Source organism: Paractinoplanes durhamensis (assembly GCF_016862175.1).
Taxonomy (GTDB): domain Bacteria; phylum Actinomycetota; class Actinomycetes; order Mycobacteriales; family Micromonosporaceae; genus Actinoplanes; species Actinoplanes durhamensis.
This window is the reverse complement of sequence record NZ_BOML01000014.1, coordinates 95,885-118,692: the sequence shown is the minus strand read 5'-3', so window position 1 is coordinate 118,692 and position 22,808 is coordinate 95,885. Positions and strand designations below refer to the sequence as shown.

At 69.5% G+C, this 22,808-nt stretch carries 16 protein-coding genes; 9 read left to right on the top strand and 7 right to left on the bottom strand.

The genetic code is table 11. The annotated features are described in order from the left end of the window. Positions 1 to 31: 31 nt before the first annotated feature. The 3 genes from Adu01nite_RS08985 to Adu01nite_RS08975 form a co-directional block, all read right to left on the bottom strand. Positions 32 to 544 carry a hypothetical protein gene (locus Adu01nite_RS08985; protein ID WP_203726094.1) on the bottom strand — a complete coding sequence of 171 codons (513 nt, stop codon included), beginning with the start codon at positions 542 to 544 and terminating at the stop codon, positions 32 to 34. A gap of 388 nt (positions 545 to 932) precedes the next feature. Beyond that, positions 933 to 4,004, bottom strand: a complete 3,072-nt coding sequence (locus Adu01nite_RS08980) for a helicase HerA domain-containing protein (RefSeq protein ID WP_203726093.1) — start codon at positions 4,002 to 4,004, stop codon at positions 933 to 935. Continuing rightward, positions 4,001 to 4,612 carry a hypothetical protein gene (locus Adu01nite_RS08975; protein ID WP_203726092.1) on the bottom strand — a complete coding sequence of 204 codons (612 nt, stop codon included), beginning with the start codon at positions 4,610 to 4,612 and terminating at the stop codon, positions 4,001 to 4,003. The genes Adu01nite_RS08980 and Adu01nite_RS08975 overlap by 4 nt, the downstream gene beginning before the upstream one ends. Positions 4,613 to 5,010: 398 nt before the next feature. On the opposite strand from Adu01nite_RS08975, the gene Adu01nite_RS08970 reads away from it, so the two are divergent. Beyond that, positions 5,011 to 5,292: a hypothetical protein gene (locus tag Adu01nite_RS08970; RefSeq protein WP_203726091.1), complete on the top strand. Its 282-nt coding sequence runs from the start codon at positions 5,011 to 5,013 to the stop codon at positions 5,290 to 5,292. Positions 5,293 to 5,312: 20 nt separating this feature from the next. On the opposite strand, the gene Adu01nite_RS08965 is transcribed toward Adu01nite_RS08970, so the two are convergent. Both Adu01nite_RS08965 and Adu01nite_RS08960 read right to left on the bottom strand, forming a co-directional pair. Beyond that, positions 5,313 to 5,969: a response regulator gene (locus tag Adu01nite_RS08965; protein WP_203726090.1), complete on the bottom strand. Its 657-nt coding sequence runs from the start codon at positions 5,967 to 5,969 to the stop codon at positions 5,313 to 5,315. Then, the gene (locus Adu01nite_RS08960; protein WP_203726089.1) at positions 5,966 to 7,240 is read right to left on the bottom strand and encodes a sensor histidine kinase; all 1,275 of its coding nucleotides are present in this window, start codon (positions 7,238 to 7,240) and stop codon (positions 5,966 to 5,968) included. The genes Adu01nite_RS08965 and Adu01nite_RS08960 overlap by 4 nt, the downstream gene beginning before the upstream one ends. Before the next feature lie 143 nt (positions 7,241 to 7,383). Here Adu01nite_RS08960 and Adu01nite_RS08955 point away from each other — a divergent pair, with 143 nt between their 5' ends. After that, the gene (locus tag Adu01nite_RS08955) at positions 7,384 to 7,971 is read left to right on the top strand and encodes a hypothetical protein (RefSeq protein WP_203726088.1); all 588 of its coding nucleotides are present in this window, start codon (positions 7,384 to 7,386) and stop codon (positions 7,969 to 7,971) included. Between the two features lie 119 nt (positions 7,972 to 8,090). Further along, a complete protein-coding gene (locus Adu01nite_RS08950; protein WP_203726087.1) occupies positions 8,091 to 9,329 on the top strand; it encodes a dienelactone hydrolase family protein in 1,239 nt (412 codons plus the stop codon). Between the two features lie 25 nt (positions 9,330 to 9,354). On the opposite strand, the gene Adu01nite_RS08945 is transcribed toward Adu01nite_RS08950, so the two are convergent. Beyond that, positions 9,355 to 10,980 (bottom strand): PAS domain-containing protein, encoded by a 1,626-nt coding sequence (locus tag Adu01nite_RS08945; RefSeq protein ID WP_203726086.1) that lies wholly within the window; start codon positions 10,978 to 10,980, stop codon positions 9,355 to 9,357. Between the two features lie 268 nt (positions 10,981 to 11,248). Between Adu01nite_RS08945 and Adu01nite_RS08940 the strand changes: the two genes are divergently transcribed. After that, positions 11,249 to 12,202: a S66 peptidase family protein gene (locus Adu01nite_RS08940; protein ID WP_239132251.1), complete on the top strand. Its 954-nt coding sequence runs from the start codon at positions 11,249 to 11,251 to the stop codon at positions 12,200 to 12,202. Positions 12,203 to 12,235: 33 nt separating this feature from the next. Here Adu01nite_RS08940 and Adu01nite_RS08935 read toward each other — a convergent pair whose 3' ends face one another. Beyond that, positions 12,236 to 14,488, bottom strand: a complete 2,253-nt coding sequence (locus Adu01nite_RS08935; RefSeq protein WP_203726084.1) for an ATP-dependent Clp protease ATP-binding subunit — start codon at positions 14,486 to 14,488, stop codon at positions 12,236 to 12,238. Between the two features lie 201 nt (positions 14,489 to 14,689). Here Adu01nite_RS08935 and Adu01nite_RS08930 point away from each other — a divergent pair, with 201 nt between their 5' ends. From Adu01nite_RS08930 to Adu01nite_RS08910, 5 genes are all read left to right on the top strand, one after another. Continuing rightward, the gene (locus tag Adu01nite_RS08930; protein WP_203726083.1) at positions 14,690 to 15,454 is read left to right on the top strand and encodes a hypothetical protein; all 765 of its coding nucleotides are present in this window, start codon (positions 14,690 to 14,692) and stop codon (positions 15,452 to 15,454) included. Positions 15,455 to 15,509: 55 nt separating this feature from the next. After that, on the top strand, positions 15,510 to 16,001 hold the full coding sequence (locus tag Adu01nite_RS08925; protein WP_203726082.1) for a glutathione peroxidase: 492 nt from the start codon (positions 15,510 to 15,512) through the stop codon (positions 15,999 to 16,001). A 139-nt stretch (positions 16,002 to 16,140) separates the two neighbouring features. Next, positions 16,141 to 16,719 (top strand): hypothetical protein, encoded by a 579-nt coding sequence (locus Adu01nite_RS08920; protein ID WP_203726081.1) that lies wholly within the window; start codon positions 16,141 to 16,143, stop codon positions 16,717 to 16,719. A gap of 169 nt (positions 16,720 to 16,888) precedes the next feature. Continuing rightward, a complete protein-coding gene (locus tag Adu01nite_RS08915) occupies positions 16,889 to 19,708 on the top strand; it encodes a hypothetical protein (RefSeq protein WP_203726080.1) in 2,820 nt (939 codons plus the stop codon). 36 nt (positions 19,709 to 19,744) lie between these two features. Then, entirely contained in the window at positions 19,745 to 22,756 is a 3,012-nt protein-coding gene (locus Adu01nite_RS08910) for a TIR domain-containing protein (RefSeq protein WP_203726079.1), read from the top strand. Positions 22,757 to 22,808: the final 52 nt, after the last annotated feature.

Sequence of the window (22,808 nt, the reverse complement as noted above, 5' to 3'; positions counted from 1 at the left end):
CGCCTTCTCCGCTGCGGTTGTTGGTGCCCAGCTACTTGTTGCTTTGCACTAGCTCGAGAAGAGCGCGCATCAGCTTGATCAACTCCAACTGGATCGCTCTGCTGGCCGGATTGAGGCGGAACTCGAAGGTCCACTGCCCGTTCTTGTCCCGTTCCAGCTTGACGTACATGTTCAGCACGACCAAAGCGAGCGTGACCACGCTGACAAAGGAGATCGGGTCGAAAGCGAAGTCGCGATCCTGGCGACGCCCGCCACCGCCCGACCCGCTCCGCAGCGCGTTCACCACCCGGTGGTAGGCCGGATCAGAGGCCAATACGCGCAGCGACTGACTGGCTATGTCCACAGCATCGGTCGCGGCGGTGTCGGTATCCGCAACCGGCAAGCCCCGTAGAAGCCCATCGACGAGGGACTGCCGGGCCGCGTCGGAAGCGAGCTGCGACGCCTCGTCGACGTCTTGGTGAGATTCGTAAAGAACCTGGCGCAGGACTTCCTCGGCACTGCTCACCCCGTCCAGTGGTGACGCGGCACGAGGTTCGTGATTCATGGTGTCGATCCTCTCGACGCCTCTGGACGCGACACCGTAACCCGGCGACGTCATGCGCTCGATGAATCCGCTTCAGGTCACGGCCGGGCTCGGGAGGGTAAGCGGAGGCGACGATGCCAGCATGTCGTTTCCCGACGGCCCGGAGGCTGACCCACACCACGCTACCCCGGCCTGCGCCGCTGACGGGCGGCGCCCAACACACTCGCGGCATGTCAGATCGACGACAACCGAACGACCGTCACGAGACCGCCAACCCGTCACGTCTGCCCCTCTTCGCGCGCTGTTAGCAGGCGGCTGCGCGGACAGCGTCGGCGAATCGCTTGTTCCGGACCATTTCGCCGAGCGGGACGTCGGCGGATTCCTCGTTACAACCACTCCAGGCGTTCCTTCACTCTGCCCTGGCGCGTTGGAGGACTTCCTCGGCGCTCAGCGCGCTCTTCGGGTGATAGCTCAGGCACATCGGCGTGTTCAGCCGGCGGAACGGTTTCCCTTCAGCGACCGCATAGAATTCGCCGGCCTTGAGCCGCGAGATCTCCAGCACCGCACTTCCCTTGGCCTGAGCGACCTCCTTGGCCGCAGCGATCTGGGTGGGACTGTTCAGGAAGCCGTAGAACTGCGTCGCGGCGTTGCCGACGATCCGGTTGTGGATGCCTTTCGGCGCCTGTGTCGCGAAGATGAGACCGAGGCCGTACTTCCGGGCCTGGCTGGCCAGTGCCAGTGCGCTCTCGGTGCAGGCGGTGACCGGCCCCGAGGGTACGAGCGTCTGCGCCTCGTCCATGACGAACAGCCCACCGAGCGGCTTGTCCCCGGCCGGATGACGCTTGACCCAAGCGAACAGCGCCATCTGCAGCTGATTCACGAAACTCTGACGCTGCTCGTCGGTCGGAAGCCCGATGAAGTTGACGACCGAGATACGGGCACGCTTCCCGGGCGCCGGGGTCATCAACGCTCCCGGGTCCAGCGCCACGCCCGCCCCACCGAAGAGCGGATCGTTCACCATCGCCGCCTGCAGCGTCTCGGCCATGTCGGCGGCCAGCTCGTAGGCCTTCCCCAGCGTGGCCGCCTCGTGCGGGAGATCCTTGAGCATGTCGACGAACTCGGCCAGTCCGCCACCGCCGCCGCGGGCGAAGTGAGCCATGGCCTGCTTGAGCACGGCCCGTCCGCGGTCCGCCTTGGCCGTGTTCGCGGCCATCCGGGCCCGGGGCGCCAGCGCGGCGACTGCGGCGTCGAGCGCGAGCGCGAACTCGTCGGGCTCGTCCAGGACCGCCGCGAAGTCGGGCAGGGGTTGCAGGCTGAGCGGTCGGCCTGATTCCCGCCGCGGCGTCCATACCACCACGTCGGTGCCATCGAGGTAATCGGCGGCCTTCCGTGCATCCTCCGGCCCCCAGCCGGCGGGCGGCGTGGGCCACGGATCGCCGAGGCGTGCGAGGTCGTTGTTGGGATCCAGCACGATCGCCGAGACGCCGTGGAGCGCGCACTCCTCGATCAGGCGGCGGATGAGGACCGTCTTGCCCGACCCGGATCCGGCGAAGATGACGGCGTGCTTGCGGAGCGACTCGAGCGTGGCGCGCACCGGCCTGCCATCCGACATACCAAAGCCGATCTCGTGCTCGGCCTCGGGCGGGTCGTCAGGTTCCGGTGCGGCGATGCCCGGCATCTGCGCCGAGGATGGCCCGAAGACCGTGGTCAACAGCGCGGTGTTCCAGGCCGGTCGGCGCGACACCAACCAGTGCGGCAGGGCCGGGTCGTGCTCGTCCAGCATGGTGGCCAACGCGTCGAACGTACGCAGGTCTTCCTCGGAGACCTCGGTGATGATGCCGCCCAGGTCGAGGAACTCCTGGCGTACGCGCTGGCTGACCGGTCCACCGGGCCAGTCAGTGTTGCGCAGCAGGACGGCACGGCGTTTGTTGATCTCCGGTTGGAGGTTCGCGAAGTCGCGTAGCCGGCGAAGCCGCGTCTGCACGGCTCGGTGGTGCGGATGCGACAGGGCCCGGAACGACCACTGCGCCTCGTCCTCGGTGGTGTCGTCGAGCGTCTCGCGCAGCCAGGCGTGCAGCGAAGGGCTGCCGTCCTCGCCCGGCTGCACCTTGTACCGGCTGCGGCGATCGCCCTGCTCGATCGTCCAGGCGCGCAGGCCCGCGTCGAGCAGCCGCGGCATCACATGATCTTCGCGGGAGGGGTCGATCGCATCGCCGACCTTCGCCTGCCGGCGGAGTTCCGTGAGCCGCGCGTCGAACCGGGTCAATTGCTCCGGCGGCGTGTCCGGTGCGATCCGCTGCTCCGGCCGGGCCACCTTGCCGAAGTCGTCGAGCTGGACGACGACGCTGTTGTCCAGGCAGGACTCGACGTGATCGTCAGCTCGCTGCAACAGCTGCCGGGGAGTGAGCTCGGTCGCGGTGCCGAAGGCCTCCCGCCGGATCGGCCACGTCGGATACGGCGGATCGTATTCGGCCGTCTCGAAGAACGGCTCGAACTTTGCCGCCAGCAGACGTTCGGCGACCTCCGGCGATGGAAGTACGCTGAGCCTGGTCTCCTGCCGGAACCGATTGGTGACCGAGTCCAGGGCTGATTTCCTGATCAGATTCCACGAAGTGGGCAGGCATGCGACGACCGTGACCGTCCGGCTGAGTTCCTCGCGTAGCTGCATCAGCCCGTTACCCAGATCGGCAGCCAGATCGATCGGCTCGCCCGCCGATGTTCGCGCCTGAGCGAAGATCGTGTCGATCTGGTCTACCGCAAGCATGGTTGGTCCGGTGATCGCCAAGAGCCGGGAAATCTCTCCGGCGACCTCCTGCGGCTTCTTCGTGCGCGCGGGAAGGCCCCACATCTCCAGGGCATCCGCCGTACCGTCGTCCGCCGACAGCAGCCAGCTCTCCGCCGCGTCGGAGACATCTACGTCCGGTGAGGCGACCAGCACCAAAGCGCGAAGGGTGTATCGGCAGTCCCGTCCCACCTCCGGGTATGCCCGCCGGACCCCGTTCACCAATTGATCGAGTGCCTCGGGCGTGATCGGCCGGTCGCCCCGGGCCATGAGCTGCGTCGCGTTGGCGACCTGTGCGATCTCGGCGAGAGCGCCCAGAAAAACGGAGAGCTGCAGATGCCGGTACGAGCCCGAACGCCGCAGCCCGCGGAGGAAGGCGTGCACGATGTTCGTCCAGAAGCTGCGACCGTCCGCGATGCCCATGAGGAAGAAGTAGCCGTGCCTGCGCTGCACCTGCTCACGCGCCCACCGCACCAGGTGCGTCTTGCCGGCGCCTTGGCGCCCCTCGATCACGAGACCCAGCGGGCACCGGAACTTGCTGTTCTCCGCCTCTTCGAAGGCGCGCAGCAGCGCCTCGCCGACGTCACCGTTCAGCTCGTCGATGTGAACGTCGAGCGGTGACCAGACATCCTCCTGCGTCGGAGCCCAATCCAGCCTGCTCAACTCGGAGAGCGCGCGTCGCTCGGCCGGCTCGATCACAGCTTCCCGATCGCGATCAGATGCATGTCCTCTCCGCCGACGCTGATCGCCGCGGCGCGTGCCTCATCGGTCAGGATCCGGCGGTTCGGGTCAGGGTCGAGATGAATCTGTTTCCGGCGGTTCAGATCGACGAGTGTGGCGTCGAGCTCGGCCCGGGAGATGCCGGTGAGCCGTTCCCGGATCTTCTCGAGACCGACCAGGTCGCCCGCTCGCTCGGCGAGCTCGTCGTAGACGCGCCGGATGCCGTCCTCGGCGGACTCCTCCAGCACGAAGACGTCGGCGAGCTGGTAGTCCAGCTTCTGCATGAGCCGGTCGAGGTTGCGCAGCGTCGCGTAGTGCAGGCGCCAGGCCGGCGAGGTCTTCGCCGGCGGCTCGGCGGTGAGCTCCGCACGCGCCCTCGCCCACCCCTTGTCGGTGAGATCATGAAAGATCGCCTGACGAGCCCCTTTTCGCCACGTGATCAGCTTCTCGTCACTCAATTGATCACGGTCAGCCTTCTTGATCGTCAATCCATAGCGGTTTTGAAGATCGGGATTGGATGCCTCGGAAACGTGGATCATGAGTGCAATCAAGGCTTGGCGGGCTGATGCGCTGAGGGCGTGTGCCATGGAAAGCATCATGGCCGGTGCGCAGCGATATCGCGAGAGTCAACATGGCAATTGACTGCGCACTCCGAAGCGGGTATTGCTATCTGTCATTCATGATCAGATAGGCCGAAAATCTAGGATGATCGCCGTTAGCTTGTGCATGCGTACGGCCGGCCACACTGTTGCGAGGATCAACAGGCCCTGACCTATGCGGGCCGGTGCTGCTTGATCATGCTGGATTGCGGGCAGCGTGCCGACGTAAGGCGCTGGGTACACCCGGACTTACTGCGTCAGGAGTGGCCTCGGCTACGTCGAGGGTTCACCTCCCGGATCACGCGCCGCTGGGAGCAGCGGCTGCCCGGCCTGGCTCCCTCCGCCTGACCTGATCGAGCGCGCTGTCCGCGAGTAGTCTCCAGCTCGTGTCCAGCAAGTCCGAGCGGCGGGCAGCGAACGCGGTCGTCGCGGAGTATCACGAAGCCGAGCTGGCGAGCCTTGTCGCCCGTGTCGGTGTGGCCGTCGATGGGTTCCGGGCCGGTGAGCTTGATGCCTTCGATGTCGATCGGGTTCTGTTCCAATATTCGCGGGCGGCTAAGGAACTGTGGAAGTTCTGCAATTTGGGCCATGTGGAGATTGCGGCGCGGATGATCCGGGAGCAGCCTCTGCACGACTGGTGGGAGCGTGGGGCTCCGCGGGAGCGGTGACCTCCGAAGGCTGACGTCGGCTATCGGACGAGGCCTATGTCGTAGGCGAGGATTACGGCCTGCACCCGGTTTCGCAGATTCAGTTTGGCCAGGACGCTGCCTACGTGGGTCTTGACCGTCGCGTCCGATACGACCAGTTGTTCGGCGATCTCGGTGTTCGAGAGGCCGGCTGCCACTGCCCGCAGCACCTCGCGTTCGCGGGGAGTCAGCTGGTCGAGGATCGCCTGGACGCGGCCCGCTGAGGGGTCGGGCAGATGGGTGGCGTAGGCATTGAGCAGGCTTCGGGTTATTCGCGGGGAGACGACCGCATCGCCGTTGGCCACTGCTCGGATGGCGCGGGCCAACTCGTCCACCGGGACGTCCTTGAGGACGAAACCGCTCGCGCCGGCCCGTAACGCCGCGAATGCGTACTCGTCGAGGTCGAAGGTGGTCAGGATGAGCACTCGGGCGGCCGGGTCGCTGGCCATTATCCGGCGGGTGGCCTCGATCCCGTCGACCCCGGGCATGCGGACGTCCATGAGGGTCACGTCCGGGCGTAGTTCGGTGGCCAGCCGGACGGCCTCGGCGCCGTCCGGTGCCTCGCCGACGATGTCGATGTCATCGGTCTCCTCGAGAATCATCCGGAACCCGGTGCGGATGAGAGTCTGGTCGTCGACCAGGAGCAGCCGGATCGTCATCGAGCGCGCCCGCCCGCCGCGACCTCGATCGGCAGGGCCAGTTCGGCGCGGACCCGCCATCCGCCACGGGGATCGGGCCCCGCGCTGATGGTGCCGGCGTAGACCGCGGCCCGTTCACGCATACCGGCGAGACCGCTGCCGCCGGGACCGCTGCCGGCGAGGTCATCGTGGGCGAGCCTGGAGGCGGCCGGATCGTGGCCTTGGCCGACGTGCGGTGGGCCCGCTGAGGGCGCTCCGTCGTCGTGCACGTCGACGGTCACCGATCCTGGCTCGTAGGTGATAACGACGCTGACCTGGTGGGGACTCCGGGCGTGTTTCAGCGTGTTGGTCAGGGCCTCCTGCACGATGCGGTAGACCGTCAACTCGGCTCCGGGTGGCATCTCGGTGGGCGCGCCGGTGACGGCCGACGCCACGGTCAAACCGGTCGACCGGACATGTTCGAGCAGCTCGTCGAGCTGGGCGAGGCCGGGCTGCGGGTGGCGGTCGTCGGATGCTTGCAGGACGTTGAGCAGGCCGCGCATCTCGGTCAGGGCCTGGCGGCCGGTGGCCGACACCTGGCGCATCGCCTCGTCGGCCCGCTCCGGTTCGGTGGCCTGTTTGCGGACGGCGCCCTCGGACAGCGTCACCATGACGGCCAGGCTGTGGGCGACCACGTCGTGCATCTCGCGGGCGATGCGGGTCCGTTCGGCGGCCGCGGCGATCACCGCCTGCTGGTCGCGTTCGCGTTCGAGCTGGGCCGCCCGCTCGGTGAGGGCGCGCAGGGCGTCGGCCCGGTGCCGTGCGTTGGCCCCGAGCAGCATTACGGCGGCGATCGGGCCGGCCAACAACACGAACGTGCCGGCCCACGAACCGGTCCCGGCCCACGACCCGATCTCCGGCCAGCGCACGGCGGCCAGCAGGGCACCCACCTCGACCACGCCACCCGCGGCGATCGCCACCCGCATCGGATAGCGGCTCGCCACCGTGTACAGGTAGATCAGCAGGGCCAGGTCGGCCGCCAGCCGCGCCCCGGCCAGCCACTGGCCGAACGCCACGACTACGGCGAAGGCGAAGACCGAGAGCGGAAAGCGCCGCCGCTGGATGAGCGGGCCCGCGAGAAGAACGCTGAACACTACGTACGTTCCGACCCGCGGATTGGCGTGCGTGGCGTGGTAGTAGAGCTGCGGCAGCGTCACGACGGCGACGACCACCGCCAGCGTGACATCGACCGCCGTGGCGTGGCGGCCGGGCGCGGGGGAGCGCGGGCCGTCCGAGAACCAGGCAAGCGTCATAGCGGCCAGCCTAGGCAGGAGGCCACCACCACACCTCCGACCTGATGCCGACCTTCGTCTCATCCTTTAGTCGCAGAACCCCGGCAAGAAGACCATCACGAGGACCGAAGCCCTGAAACCCTGATTTCCGTACGCTCGAATTCATGCCATTCGAAACGAGCCCCGCCTATGATCGCGTACTGGCCGACGACCGGAATTATCACATCGTATTTCTCGTGGTCGGCGGCCTGTTCACCGTACTCCTAATTCTCTTTTCCGTATTTTGCTGGTGGCGATTAAAACGGGCACCGAAACGAACCTTCGAGCGGCGGACCTTTCTCTGGTTCGGAGTCGCGGGCGTGACCTTTAGCCTGTTCATGGTCGTGGCCTTGTGGGCGAACGTGACCAGCGTGGTCAACCCGCGGCAGACCCTTTCCGGAACGAAATTCTCCCCGGTCGGCCAGGCGTGGCTGGATGCCGGCAGCGCCCAGCTCTCACCCGCGCTCCAGCAGGCCATCGACGAGCGTCTGGCGTGGCAGCGCCCCAAGGCCGTCATCTGCGCCATCCTGCTCGTGGCCGTCGTGACGTTGGCCGTGTACCTGTGGCGAGCGCTGATCCGCCGGCCAAGAGGGCGCCTCATGCTGGCGGCCGGCATCCTGTCCGCCGCGGCCTCCGTGCTGCTGATGCTGATGGTCATCGGCAACACGGAGGGAGCGCTGGCCCCGCTCACCCTGACCGTCATCTACGGATGATCTAGCGCTATTGCGCCTCCTGGAGCGTTCGCAGCCGGCCGATCGCCCCGTGGGCGGCGTGGAAGACCTCAGGCCGCGGATGGTCGTACGCTGGACTTTCCATCGACGAAGGAGAATGTATGAAGCGGCGCGGATTCGTCACTTTGCCTGCTCTCGCTCTCGCATCGAGCCAGCTTCCGGCACTCGCGGGCGCAGCCGAGGCGGGCGCAGCCGAGGCGGGCGCAGCCGAGGCAGCCGAGGCCGCCGGGTTCCAGGCCGTTCCGGTCGAGGCTGCCGGGTTCGAAGGACCGTCCGTCGTCGACGGCAATCTGCCGGTCTTCGCCGACCAGCTGTCGGCGGAACTCGAGTTTCCGCTGGCGTGGACCGGACGCCGGCATGGCAGCTTCGGCGCCTGGAAACGGCAGGCCCGGGCAAAGGTCGAGGAGTTGCTGTGGCAGCCCCCGGACCGGAGCCCGTTCGACGTCGAGATCGTCGATGAGCAGGTCCGCGACGGTTACCGGCAGCGCCAGTTGCTGTTCAACGTCACCCGGCACAGTCGGGTGCGGGCGTCGATGCTCGTTCCGGACGGGCCCGGCCCCTTCCCGTCCGCGCTGCTGCTGCACGACCACGGCGCCAAGTTCGACATCGGCAAGGAGAAGCTGATCGAGCCGTGGTACGACGACACCCGCCTGGTGTCGGCGCGTGCCTGGTCGGCGAAATACTTCAGCGGACGGTTCGTCGGCAACGAACTGGCCGCCCGCGGCTATGCGGTTCTCGCCGTGGACGCGCTCGGCTGGGGTGATCGCGGCGGCCTCGCCTATGACGGGCAACAGGCGCTGGCCAGTAACTTCTTCAACCTCGGCTCGTCGCTGGCGGGCCTGGTGGCCCGCGAGGACGCCCGCGCCGCGGCCATGCTGGCCACCCTGCCCGAGGTCGACGAGCGGCGGATCGCGGCGGTCGGCTTCTCCATGGGTGGCTACCGCGCCTGGCAGGTGGCCGCCCTGTCGGACGACATCGCGGCGACGGTCGCAGCGTGCTGGATGACCGGGCTCAAGGAGATGATGGTGCCGGGCAACAACACGCTGCGCGGCCAGTCGGCGTTCTACATGCTTCATCCGGGCCTCTACCGCCACCTCGACATCCCGGACGTCGCCGGCATCGCCGCGCCCCGGCCGATGATGCTGATGGACGGCGCGGACGACCCGCTCTTCACCCCGGCCGGGGTCGGTGTCGCCTACGACAAGATGCGCGCGGTCTGGGACTCGCAGCGCGCCGGCGACCGCCTCAGCACCAAGATCTGGCCCGGCCTGGGCCACGTCTTCGTGCGGGAGATGCAGGACGACGCCTTCGCCTGGCTGGACCGCTGGCTGCAACGCTGACCAGGACACCGGAAATCAGCTCAGGTCAGAAGCGGAACTTGTGCCGGGCGCTGCGCCGATTCACCCAGGCCGGCAGCTCATCCAGCTTGTCGCGCTGGGACAGCTGCCCGTCCGGCTCATGGCCCTGGGTGAAACTTCGCATCGTCACGACAAAACCCTGGACCAGGCGGTCCTCGCGCAGGTCGCGGTACGTGGCCTCGACCATCACGTGGCCGCCGTCGGCCCGCACCAGCGAGCAGAACACCACGCCATCACCGGAGTCGCGGAAGGCCTGACGCAGCTGGGCGCGGTCGCCCGGATCCACCAGGTCGTCGAGGGTGGCCAGCGGCGGAAGGTCGTCGATGCCGAGCAGCTCGCGCAGCGAAGGACTGGCGTACCGGATCCGCCGGTCCTCCTCGATCACCACCATGATGTCCGCGCTCTTGCGGATCACCGCCCGCAGATAGAGATCACTGTCGCGGCGGCCGACCGCCTCCACCAGGCAGATACGGTCGAGCGCGAGCGCCGCCTGACCGGCCAGCACCTCGAGGGTGTCGCGAGTGGCGGTGAGGGTGTCCCGGCGACCCACCAGGATCAGGGCTCCGCCGCCGGGCCGGGCGACCGCGAACGGTTCCAGCCGGAGCGGACAGACCAGGGTGGCGTCGTCCTGGTCCGTGGCCCCGACCCACCAACTGCGGGACGAGACGCCGGGTGGCGTGTCGAGCGCGAGCTGCCGGTCATCTACCGCGAAAACGGCGCTGCGAATGGCTTCCGGCGGCATGAGCTGGGCGATCGCGGCCCGGACGGCCTGATCGACGGCCGGGATGTCGGCGGCGGCGACCAGCGCGGCGCTCGCCTGCCGCAGGCCGCGCTCACGCGCCAAGGCCTGGCTGTTCAGGGTCACCGCGTCGGTCAGTCGCGTGATGGTCAGCAGAAGGGTGATCGCGCCGGCCGCGGCGATCACCACGCCGTCGCCGACCTCGCCGAGGGCCGCCTCGAACAGCAGAACGACCGGCGGCGTGGCCACCGAGATGCCCAGCAGTGCCGTCCAGCGCCCGCGCCACGGGCTCGGCCGCGGCGCTGCGGGCTCGGTCAGCCGGACCATCGACGGATGCAGCGCGGCGGCGCCCCAGGCCAGGTAGAGCACCACGAACCCGGACTCACTGAGCCGGCCGGGCCACAAAGGCTGCACGATGTCACTGACCAGAACACCCACCGCTCCGATGACCAGCAGCACGGCCGAGAGGTTGCGGCCCACGGCCACCAGCATGCGGGCGACAACGGCGAGAAGAAGCAAGGCCCCGATGACGTACGCCGCGGAGACGTCCCCGATCTGGCCCGCGTCACCGGCCACGAGCACCCAGACCACCAGCAGGGCCGAGCACGCGAACGCGAGCAGGTCGATGAGTCGTGCCCGGTCGACGAGAATCGCACCGGCCCGGGTCAGCCGCAGCAGACTCCAGGCGACCAGCACGAACATCACGTAGAAGAAGGCATCGGCCACGTCGGCGCGACCGATGGCGGTCGACACGTCACCGGCGCCGCTCGCCAGGATGGCGCCGGCGAGCAGCAGCCAGGGTCCGATCCGCCGGGGCCGGTGACGCCGGACGCCGTAGACGATGGCGGCCGCGCTCCCGATTCCCAGCACAATCCATTCGGCGGCCCGCAGCACGCCTACTTAGTACCAGCGGCGTCGCTATGTGTCCACGGCCTTATATACGGAGCGCTACCACTTGTCCCATCTGTACCCAATCAGGGTCAGCAAATCGCACCTATAGTGGAGTCGGGTGCGGGGCCCGGCCGTGCCGTTCGATCCATGGTCTTGACTGTTCCGGCAAAGCGCGTAAATGTCGCTCCGTGACCTCTTTCCGCCGTAAGTTGATCAAGTGACCCTTTCCCGACGTTCGTTCATCGGCGTGGCGGCTGCGGCCGGCGCTGTTCTGACCGGCACTCCGGCGCAGGCCTCGTACGGGAAGCCGGTCGTGCGGCCCGCCGCGCTCAAGCCCGGCGACCGGGTCCGGGTGGTCGCGCCGGCCGGGGTGCCCGACACCCGGCTCGCCCGCGGCATCGAGATCCTGAAGAGCTTCGGCCTGGTCGTCGAGGAGGGCGAACACCTCTACGACAAGTACGGCTACCTGGCCGGCACCGACGAAGCCCGGCTCGCCGACCTCAACGCGGCAGTGCGCGATCCGGGCGTACGCGGGATCTTCGCGGCCCGCGGCGGCTACGGCACCCAGCGCATCATCGACGGCCTGGACCTGGCCGCGGTCCGCCGTGACCCGCGGGTGTTCGTGGGTTTCAGCGACCTGACCGTGCTCAGCGGCCGCTTGTGGACCGCCACCCGGCTGGTCAGCTTCTACGGCCCGATGGTCAACTGGACCGACTCGCGAACCGGCCCGGCCGAGGCCGAGTCGCTGCGCCGGGCGGTGATGACCACCGACCCGATCGTGCTGACCCGCGACCCGGCCGAGCCGAGCTCCGCCGTCACGGTCCCCGGCACCGCCACCGGCACGCTGCTGGGTGGCAACCTGACCATGCTCCAGGCCAGTGTGAACACCCCTGACCTGCCCGATCTGCGCGGCGCGATCCTCCTCTTCGAGGACACCGACGAGGGCCCTTACAGCTACGACCGCATGCTGACCCACCTGCGCCGCACCGGTGTGCTGAAGGGGATCGCCGGCGTGGCGATCGGCCAGTTCACCAACGCCCCGGTGACGGCGGGCCAGTGGACGGCGGCACAGGCCGTCCAGGACCGCCTCGGCGACCTGGGCGTTCCGGTGCTGGGCGGCCTGCGCATCGGCCACGGCGTCGGCCAGCTGACGATCCCGCTCGGCACCCGGGCCACCATCGACGTCACCGCCGGCACCCTGACGGTGCAGGCGGGCGTCAAGTAGCGGACCGCCGAGCTCGCTGACCCTGACCGTGATCTACGGCTGAGCGGTGAGGGCGCGCTCGTCCGCCTCGTGGAAGACCAGGCCGTCGTCCGTGCAGTCGATCACCGTGATCTGGCCGGGGTGCAGGTCGTCGAGGAGGATGCGTTCGGCCAGGACGTCCTCCACCTCGCGCTGGATCGTGCGGCGCAGTGGGCGGGCGCCCATCGCCGGGTCGAAACCTCTTGCCGCCAGGTGGCGGCGGGCCTCGGCGGTCACCTCGATGCCCATGCCTCGGTCGCGTAGCCGCAGGTCGAGGCGGGCCAGCAGGACGTCGACGATGGACAGCACATCCGTCTCGGTCAGCCGGGGGAACACCACCGTGTCGTCGATGCGGTTGAGGAACTCCGGGCGGAAGTGCTGCTTCAGCGCGTCGTGGACCTTAGCGGCCATCCGGTCCTCGCCCTCGCCGGCCGTCTGGAAGCCGAGGGACACCGCCTTGGCCGCGTCGCGCGTGCCGAGGTTGGTGGTCAGGATGATGACCGTGTTCTTGAAGTCCACGATCCGGCCCTGGCCGTCGGTCAGCCGGCCGTCCTCCAGGATCTGCAGCAGCGTGTTGAAGACGTCCGGGTGGGCCTTCTCGATCTCGTCGAACAGCACCACCGAGAAAGGCTTGCGGCGCACCTTCTCCGTCAGCTGGCCGCCCTCGTCGTAGCCGACGTAGCCGGGAGGAGCACCGACCAGCCGCGACACCATGTGCCGGTCGTGGAACTCGGACATGTCCAGCTGGATCAGCGCGTCTTCCGAGCCGAACAGGAACTCGGCGAGCGCCTTGGACAGCTCGGTCTTACCGACACCGGACGGACCGGCGAAGATGAACGAGCCGGACGGGCGCTTCGGGTCCTTCAAACCGGCCCGGGTCCGCCGGATCGCACGAGAGACGGCGCGCACCGCCGTTTCCTGGCCGATGATCCGTTTGTGCAGTTCGTCCTCCATGAGCAGGAGCCTCGTCGTCTCCTTCGCGGTCAGCCGCTGCACCGGGATGCCGGTCCAGGTCGCCAGCACCTCGGCGATCTGCTCGCCGCCGATCTCCCGGTCACCGCCCGGCCTGATGTGCGCCCACGCGCCGGCCTCGTCGATCAGGTCGATCGCCTTGTCCGGCAGGAAACGGTCGGCGACATACCGATCGGCCAGGCTCACCGCGGCGGCGAGAGCCTTATCGGTGTACGACACGTGATGGTGCTCCTCGTACCGTTTCCGCAGGCCGCGCAGGATCTCGACGGCCTCGGCCGACGTCGGCTCGCCGATCTGGACCGGCTGGAAACGGCGGGCGAGCGCGGCGTCCTTCTCGAAATACTTGCGATATTCGGCCGTGGTGGTGGCGCCGATCGTCTGCAGCTCGCCGCGGGCCAGCATCGGCTTCAGGATCGAGGCCGCGTCGATCGCGCCCTCGGCCGCGCCCGCGCCGACCAGGCTGTGGATCTCGTCGATGAACAGGATGACGTCGCCGCGGGTGCGGCACTCCTTGACCACCTTCTTGAGGCGCTCCTCGAAGTCGCCCCGGTAGCGGGAACCGGCCACCAGCGACGCCAGGTCGAGCGTGTAGACCTGCTTGGTGCGCAGCGGCTCGGGCACCTCACCGGCCACGATCCGCCGGCACAGCCCGTCGACCACGGCGGTCTTGCCGACGCCGGGCTCGCCGACCAGCACCGGATTGTTCTTCGTGCGGCAGGACAGCACCACCACGATCCGCTCGATCTCCCGGTCCCGCCCGACCACCGGGTCGAGGCGGCCGTCGCGGGCACGCTGGGTGAGATTCTCGCCGTACTGATCAAGCAGGGCCGAACTTGCCGGCGGCCCGGCGGCCAGCGACGGATGCCCGGACAGAAAGGCAAGGACCTTTTCCCGTACGACCCGGGGGTCGGCACCCAGGGTGACCAGGATCTGCGCCGTCGCACTCGCGGTGTCCCGGACCAGCCCGAGCAGGATGTGCTCCGGGCCGATGTGGTGGTGACCCAGTTTGAGCGCTTCGCGCAGGGCCAGCTCGAGAACGTTCTTGGCGGCCGGGTCGAACGGCACGTGCAGCCCCGGCTGCTCGGCGTCCGCGCCGATCTCCGCCTCGACCCGCAGCCGGGCGGCCTCCAGGGTCACCCCGAGCGCGGCCAGCGCCTGGGCGGCCACGCCGTCGGTCTCCCGGATCAGCCCGAGCAGCAGGTGTTCGCAGCCGATGTAGTGATGATCGAGAAGCCGGGCCTCTTCCTGAGCCAGGACGACAACCCGGCGGGCCTGGTCGGTGAACCGTTCGAACACGACACTCACGTCCCTCGCGGCGAGGCCCCACGCACCCCACCCGGTCGGCGCGCGCGGGCGCTCGCAAGGGTGGTGTGCGCTGAGTCAGAGCCTCTTGGCGTCGACGCGGGCCCGCGTGGGGGGCTCGCACGCTCGTGCAGGCGCGGCTGCCCCCTCAAGCTACCCCGAAAGACCCTACGATGGCGGCAGGGAGGTGCCGCCATGACCGACGCCGAACGCCGCCGCCAGGCCAACGACCGTGCCCGCCGGCGTGCCATCCGGGCCCTCGCCGCCCAGCTCGGAGTGCCTTATTCGGTCGCCGCGCGACTGATCGCCGACCCGCACCGAGCCCTCGTGTTCGCCCACCGCGAACAACGTCCGTTCCACGCCCGGGTGCAGGACACCCGGGACGCCGCGGCGCCTCCGCTGGGCCGCGCCGCCCACCTGGTGGCCCGGTTCCCGCGCCTGCACACCGCGGTCGGCCGGCTCTACGACGGCCGCGACCGGCAGACCGTGCTGGCCATGCTGTTCGCGGTGGTCGCGCACGAGTCGCCGGCCCGGCTGCCCGCCGCCGAGGAGCTGGCGTGGGTGGCTGAGCTCGGTGAGGAGACCGCGGTCGACATCACCTGCGCGGCGCTCGACCGGGCCGCCCGGTCGCTGCTCGACGGCGACCCGTGGCGGCTGTGGACCAGGGTCGAGGCCGCCCTGGACGCGAGCGGGCCGATCGCTCTCGGTCAGGAGTTGCGCACGGTGAGTCTCCGGGGGTCGCTGCCGGGTGCCCGGCAGACCCTCGACGCGGTGCTGCTGGCGGCGCATCGCCTCAAAGCGCCGGGGGCGCCGATCACCCTCGGCGGACGCACGGCCACGGTGGTCGGGGCACGCTGGCCGGAGAGCGGACCCCCATGTGCGTACGAGGTACGCGTCGACGGTGACCCACGACTCCACGTCGTCGACCTCGGCCAGGAGCAGCAACCGGCCGGGGTTTAACCCGGTCCTGGTAGCCTCCGCCTTGATCAGAAGCTGAGCTTTGCAGGAGGAATTCGTGTCGGACATCTACGGCGTCCAGATCGCCGATCTGCAGGGCAAGCCGCTCGACCTCGGGCAGTTCCGGGGCAACGCCACCCTGATCGTCAACGTCGCCTCGCGGTGCGGGCTCACCCCGCAGTACGCGGTGCTGGAGCAGATCCACGAGCAGTACGCCGGGCGCGGGTTCAGCGTGGTCGGCGTGCCGTGCAACCAGTTCGGCGGGCAGGAGCCGGGCACCGCCGAGGAGATCGAGGAGTTCTGCAGCACCACCTACGGCGTCACCTTCCCGATGACCGAGAAGGTCGAGGTCAACGGGGACGAGCGGCACCCGCTCTACCAGGCGCTGACCGGCGAGCCCGACGCCGACGGCTACACCGGCGACATCCGGTGGAACTTCGAGAAGTTCCTGATCGGCCCGGACGGCGAGGTGGCCGCCCGGTTCGGCCCGCGGACCGCGCCGGACGCCCCCGAGGTCGTCGCCGCCATCGAAACGGCGCTCACGCGCTGACCCCGCTACCGCCGGCTGAGGTTGCGGTGGGGGTTGCAGAAATCTGCAATCTCGGCCGGCGAGGTTCCGTTCGTCGCATGTGGATGGTGTTCTGAGCGGGTGTGGCCCGGGGGTGGCCGTACCGATTCAGGGGAGCGACATGCGAATGTTCAGGACAGGTCTCGCACTGCTGGCCGCGGCCGTCGTGGGTCTGGCGCTAGTGCCCGGGCCGGCGACCGCCAGTCCGACGGCCTCGCCTTCGCCGTCCAGCACCCCGATCACGATCCCGGCGGGCGCGGTGAGCTGGATCCCCGCCACCTGCGCGACCGGATCGATCGACCCGGTCACCGTGGATCAGAGCCACTACCTGCTGATGACCCACATGACGATCTGCTCGACGTACTACGCGCCCCTCCGGTACGCGCTGGCGGTGTTCCGCCCCGGCCGGACCGCATCGGTCGTGGGGCGCAACCAGCTCCTGGCCTACGCCCCCGCCGGCCCGTCCGATCGGATGGCCGACGTCCGCGTGACGGCATCGGAAACGGTGTTCGGGTTGTGCATCATGCGGGACCTGTCCACCCGGACCGCCTGTGTCCGGGTGGACATCGCCGCCGACGGCACGGCCGTCAGCGCACCGATCGCGCCCGACGACCCCCTGGTCGCCCAGCCGGTGACCTACACCGACGTGGACATCTTTCCGCCGGACAACTACTGCGCGACGTGCGTGGCCTTCCCCTGACGCCGGTGCCGGCCACCCGGCCCGAGTAATGCCGGGCGGCCTCGGCTGCGGTGGTGGGGTTCCCACCGCGTACATCCGGAAAGATCGCCGAAGCCGGCGGCGCCGCAGGAGGCCGTGACCCGACGCTTGATCGCCGCTTTTTGTCGGAGGGGTCCGCTACATTGCGCGCATGACGTCGGGGGAGGTCGCTCTCTTTCGGGAGCTCGTCGCGGCCAGTCGCAACGGGACGGTGGTCGACGGGCCGCGGGTGATCGACGCGGCCGTGCTGCGGCGGGCGATGCTGCACCCGCCCGGGCCGGATGATCATCCGACCGGGCAGCTGCACCTGCAGGGCGTGACCGTCGACGGCGACCTCGACCTGCGCGGCTCCACCCTGGGCGTGCAGCTCACCCTGATCGAGTGCGAGGTGCAGGGCGGCCTCAACCTGCTCGAGGCGTCGCTGCCCGGCCTGCAGCTCGACCGCACCACCGCGGCCTGGGTCGACGCCGCCAACTGCGTGATCACCCTCGAGGTGTGGTTGAAGGAGTCGTCGTTCCGGGCCGGCGTCGACTTCACCGACGCCCGCGTCGGCGGCTCGGTGCACCTCGACGGTTCCACGTTCGGGCCTGACCATCGCACCGACGCCATCTCGGTCATTCCCGCGGGCTGCCCCGTGCGGATGCGGCGGGTGACCATCGGCGGGATGCTGAGCGCGCCGCGGATCGACTGTCAGGGCATGTTCGACCTGGCCAACTCCCGGATCGGCGGTGATTTCGAGCTCGACAGTGCCCGGCTGGCCGCGCCCGGCGCCGAGGGTCCGGTGCCGGGCACCGCGCTGAACGCGCCGGAGCTGCGGGTCGGCGGCTCGATCAGCGCCGACCGGCGGCACGAGCGGGCGCGGCGCTCCATCGTGCACGCGGAGGTTGTTTCCCGGCCGGTCGGCTCCGACCGCACCAATGATGACCTGCTCGACGTTACCGGCCGCCTGTACCTGCCGGGCGTGGTGATCGGCGGGATGGTCGACCTCAGCGCGGGGCGGCTCACCGCCGTCGAGCCGCCTTCTGCATCGCAGCTGGCCGGTGGGCCCAGTGGGGACGCCAAATTTGATCCGGCGGCGATCATCGTGCTCGATCGAGCCGAGATTCGCGGCAATGTGGAGTTCGATGCCGGGTTCACCGCTCGTGGCAGCGTCCGGCTGTCCGGTGCGGAGATCGGTGGTGACCTGCGCTTCGACCGGGCGTCGCTGGGGCGGCCGGGGGAGGCGTATGCGGTGGTCGCCAACGGTGCCGTCGTCCGTGGGCATGTCACCGCGGCGGATGCCACCGTCCTCGGGGAGATCTGCCTGCAGGATGCCCGGATCCAGCACAGCGTTCTCGTGCAGCGGGCCGTCCTGACGACACCCGGCGGCAACGCGCTCAACCTGCACCGGGCCAAGGTCGGCGGCACCATCGACTGCGGCGAGGTGACCGCCCGCGGGTCGCTGCGCCTGGCCGATGTGACCGCCGGGTCGGTGTTCGTGTCCGGTGCCTCGCTCAGCGCGCCCTGCAGCACCGACCAGCGGATCTATCGGTCCGGGGCGCGGGGGTTCGACCCGGTGCTCAACCTGATCGGCGCGGAGATCACCGGCACCGTGCGGGGCAATCCGGCCGGCCGGCCCTTCTCCGCTCAGGGGGTGGTGGCGCTGCGCGGGTCGCGGATCTCCCGGTCGGTGCAGTTCATCCAGGCGACGATCGTCACCGACGAGGGCCTGGCCCTGGATCTGTCCGCGATGAGCTGCTCCGACCTCTACCTTCCCGGCCTCGACGCGATCGGCGGGGTCCGCTTCAGCGACTCGCGGATCGCCGGCGACGCCGACCTGAGTCGCTGCTACCTGCGCTGGAACGCGGCGGCGGTGGAGACCCAGCGTGCCGGTGGGCGGCCGGAGCCCTCGGTCGACGGGGGAGCGGCGGAGATCGGCGGGGACCTGTGGTTCGACGAAGCCCGCACCGAAGGATTGATCCGGCTGCGGCGGACGGTGGTGAGCCGGTCGGTCGGGCTCAAGGACATCGCGATCGGCGCCGAGAACTCGGTGATCGACGAGGCGCCCGCCCCTCGCCGACGCCGTCGCCGCCGGCAGGCCGATGATCCGCCCGACCCCGGCATGCTCGTCCTCGACCTGGCCGGCCTGCGGACCCCCGACCTGGTGGTGGCCCCCGGCCGACCGCTGCGCGGCAACGTCGACATGTCCCGCGCGGTGGTCATCTCGTTCACCGACAACGACAACCTGTGGCGGGCCACCCACCTCGACCTGTACGGCCTCGAATATCAGGTGCACATCGACCTGGACGCTCGCCCCGGCACCGCCGACTGGCACACCCAGATCCGCCGCTTCGAAAGCACGAAGATCCTGCCGCCACCGTCCACCCTGCGCACCGACGTGGCCCTGCCGACCGGCCAGCTCGCCCAGCCCTACCTGCAGCTGGCGGCCATCTACCGGGCGACGGGCGCGGATGCGGTGGCCCGCCGCATCCTTTACGAGATGCGCAAACGCGAGTGGGCGCAGCGGACTGCACCGCCCACGCCGCGTGGCCGCCGCTGGCTGCTGACGGTGGCCGGCTTCCTCTACCGCGTCACGGTGGGCTACGGCTACCGGTTGCAGCTCGCGCTGTACTGGCTGATGGGCCTGTGGCTGACCGGCTTCCTGGTGTTCGGTTTCCTGGTGCCGGCTTCACGCCCGCTCCCGCAGCCGGTAGTCGACGATCGCGGCTACACGAGCGAGTGCGTGGTGCGGCCGGAGGCCGACCCGGTCTCCGACCAACCAGGCTATTGCGGCCGTTACTCACCGGCGCTCTACTCGATGGACCTGTTGATCCCGGTCGTCGACCTCGGCCAGAAGTCGTCATGGCACTACCGCAACGAGGGCTTGCAGCTCGTCGCCGACTTCTTGCAGGTGGCGGGTTGGATTCTCGCCACTGCCGCGGCAACCGCCGCACTCGGTCTCGTCGGCCGGGGCGACACCGAACGCCGCTGAGCACCCACCTGACGCGTCGAGAGGAACCGAAGCCCGATGGACTCCGCCGCCGGCCGTCGCAGGACCGAGTCGCCGTTCGAGGATCTGCCGCCGGGAGTGTCCTGGGTGTCGCGCTTGGACGGCGTCCCGTTCAATTCAGCGATCGCCTGGTCGTGTGACGGCCGATGGCTCGGCTCCTACGGGGTTCGTGGGTGCCGCATCTGGCCGATCGATACGACGTCCGATGTCCATCGCCCCGGGCTGGCGATCGGTGACGACGGAAAGGGGCGCCGGGCCCTGGATTGGTCGCCCACCGATCCGGACTTCTTGGTCCAGGTCGACTCGGACAGGGTGATCGGGTGGCGGGTCGGCGATGACGGCGTCAGCGCCACCCCTACGTGGGCGATCGAGGCCACCACCGCGTACTCGCTGAGCTTCGCACCGGATGGCGAGAGCCTTGCGCTTGTCGGCGGTGACGGCATGCTCCGCCTCTACAGCACGGAAGACGGCAGCCCGGTGTCGGCCCGCCCGCTCAAATTCGTGTCCAAGGCGATGAACTGGTCGCCGACCGGAAATCACATCCATGCCTATCGATTTATGGGACCTGGCGTGCTCATCTCGACCGGTGGTGCGGAGCGGGAGTTGATCGAGCTCGACAAGCCGGACATCCGCACCACCACAGGCGAATGGTCGCCGGACGGCAGTTACCTCGCCGCCGGGGACAACGACCGGACGATCAAGATCTGGAACTCCGACGGTGTCCTGCAGGCGGTGCTGGAGGGGCACGACGACATCATCCTGTCGCTCACGTTCTCGCGCGACGGCCGGCTCATGTATTCGCTGGCCGCAGACGACACGACCCGGTGCTGGCGGACCGACAACTGGAACTGCGTCGCCGTCCTGCGGCTTCGGGCCGGCCTCAACCCCAACGGGAACTGGACCACCCAGGGTCTCGCGCATTCGCCCGCGCGCGGCGTTCTGGCCTGGCGCTCCAACTTCGGGGATTTCGTCGATCTGCTCACTGTCGACCCCGAGCGTCTTCTGGCCGCCGCTTCGTCGTCGCGCACCTACGCGAACGCCAAGGTCCTGCTGGTCGGCGACACCGGCGTCGGGAAGTCCGGGCTGGGCCTGGTGCTCAGCGGCGAGGCATACCGGGCCACCGACTCCACCCATGCCCGGAAGGTGTTCACCTTCGACGAGCGCGAGGTCGAGCTGCCGGACGGCACCGAGCGGCGCGAGATCCTGCTCTGGGACCTGGCCGGACAGCCCGGCTACCGCCTCATCCACCAGCTCCACCTGGCCGAGGCCGCGGCCGCCCTGATCGTCTTCGACGCCCGCAGCGAGGCCGACCCGTTCGGTGCGGTGCGCTACTGGATGCGTGCCCTCCGGCAGTGCCGGGCCAACCTGCCCGGCAGCCCTGCGACACCGGCCATCCTGGTCGCCGCCCGGGTCGATCGCGGCGGCATCCCGGTCAGCCGGGAGCGGGTCGAGGCCCTCCGCGCCGAGCTCGGCATGATCGGCTACTACGAGACCAGCGCCCGCGAGGGCTGGAACGTCGACGAGCTGGCCGAGGCGGTGCGTGCGTCGATCAACTGGGACGAGCTGCCACGGTCGATCTCCAGCGAGCTCTTCGAGACGATCAAACGGTTCCTGATCGAGGAGAAGGACAGCGACCGGGTCCTGGCCTCGGCCGGCGACCTCTTCCGGGACTTCGGCCGGCAGCACCCGTCGCTCGCGGCCGACACCGGCCTGCGGGCCAGTTTCGACACCTGCATCCGGCTCCTCGAAGGGGCCGACCTGGTGCGGCGCTTCAGCTTCGGCGAGTTCGTGCTGCTGCGGCCCGAGCTGCTCGACGCGCACGCCTCCGCGCTCATCGACGCCGCCCGCGGCCAGCCCGACGGCCTCGGCTATCTGTCCTGGGAGGACGCCATCGCCGGCCGGTTCCGGCGCCCGGAAGAGGGGCGGCTCACCGGCTCCGACGAGGAACTGCTGCTCATCGCGACCGTCGAGGAGCTGCTCCGGCACGACCTCGCCCTCCGCGAGATGACCGACGGCAGCGTCGACCTGATCTTCCCCAGCCAGTTCACCAACGAACGCGAGGCCCCGGCCGACACCAAGGCCGACGTCATCCTGCGCTTCGAGGGTTCCGTCTCGACGGTGTACGCCACTCTCGCCGTCCGGTTGTCCCACGTGGCCGCCTACCAGCGCGACGAGATGTGGCGCAACGCCAGCACCTACCGCGCCAAGGTGGGCGGCGTCTGCGGCCTGCGGGTGCGCGAGCCCGAGGACGGCCTGGGGGAGCTGACCGTCTTCTTCGACGACGCCACCAGCGAGGAGACCCGCTTCACCTTCGAGGACTACGTCCAGGCGCACGTCACCGCCCACGCCCTGCCCGGCACGGTCCAGCGCGAACGGGTCTTCACCTGCCCGGGCTGCTCCTACCGCCTCGACGCTGAGCTCGTCCGCCGCAAGCTGAGCCGGGCGGCCGAGTCGATGATCTGCCCCGACTGCGAACAGGAGCGGATCCTGCTGCTCGACCGGGAGGACCGCCTCGGCCAGCAGGCCCGGCAGTCGGTCGAGCAGATGAACGAGAGCGCCGACCAGGGCCGCGACCGGGCGGCGGCCACCGCCACGATCCGGGGCAAGGAGACGACCAGCGACTACGACGTGTTCCTGTCCTTCAACTCGGCGGACCGGCCGGCCGTCAGCGGCATCGCCGAGGGCCTGCGCGTCGCCGGCCTGCTGCCCTGGGTGGACGCGCATGCGCTGGTCGGCGGCGACGAGTGGCAGGCGGAGCTGGCCGCCCAGATCCGCCGGGTGCGCACCGCCGTGGTGATCCTCGGCCGGCACGGCCTGGGCCGCTGGCAGCGCCTGGAGACCGAGGCGATCGTCGACGAGCACACCCGCCGGCCGTCGCTCACGGTCATCCCGGTCCTGTTGGCCGGCACCCCGGCCGACCTGGAGCTGCCGCCGTTCGTGGGCCGCTGGCACGCGGTCGACTTCCGCGAGGCCTGGCCCCCACCCTTCGAACGTCTGGTCCAGGCCATCACCGGACGGCCCCGGCAATGACCGTCTACGGCATGGGCCGGGCCCCTGAATACGAGATCGATCCTTCGGTTGC

Excerpts from the sequence above, each read along its gene's own strand:
- Adu01nite_RS08920 (WP_203726081.1), top strand. The coding sequence starts at position 16,141 with ATGCGAATGTTCAGGACAGGTCTCGCACTGCTGGCCGCGGCCGTCGTG.
- Adu01nite_RS08965 (WP_203726090.1), bottom strand. The coding sequence starts at position 5,969 with ATGACGATCCGGCTGCTCCTGGTCGACGACCAGACTCTCATCCGCACC.
- Adu01nite_RS08960 (WP_203726089.1), bottom strand. The coding sequence starts at position 7,240 with ATGACGCTTGCCTGGTTCTCGGACGGCCCGCGCTCCCCCGCGCCCGGC.
- Adu01nite_RS08985 (WP_203726094.1), bottom strand. The coding sequence starts at position 544 with ATGAATCACGAACCTCGTGCCGCGTCACCACTGGACGGGGTGAGCAGT.
- Adu01nite_RS08975 (WP_203726092.1), bottom strand. The coding sequence starts at position 4,612 with ATGGCACACGCCCTCAGCGCATCAGCCCGCCAAGCCTTGATTGCACTC.
- Adu01nite_RS08950 (WP_203726087.1), top strand. The coding sequence starts at position 8,091 with ATGAAGCGGCGCGGATTCGTCACTTTGCCTGCTCTCGCTCTCGCATCG.
- Adu01nite_RS08955 (WP_203726088.1), top strand. The coding sequence starts at position 7,384 with ATGCCATTCGAAACGAGCCCCGCCTATGATCGCGTACTGGCCGACGAC.
- Adu01nite_RS08910 (WP_203726079.1), top strand. The coding sequence starts at position 19,745 with ATGGACTCCGCCGCCGGCCGTCGCAGGACCGAGTCGCCGTTCGAGGAT.
- Adu01nite_RS08915 (WP_203726080.1), top strand. The coding sequence starts at position 16,889 with ATGACGTCGGGGGAGGTCGCTCTCTTTCGGGAGCTCGTCGCGGCCAGT.
- Adu01nite_RS08930 (WP_203726083.1), top strand. The coding sequence starts at position 14,690 with ATGACCGACGCCGAACGCCGCCGCCAGGCCAACGACCGTGCCCGCCGG.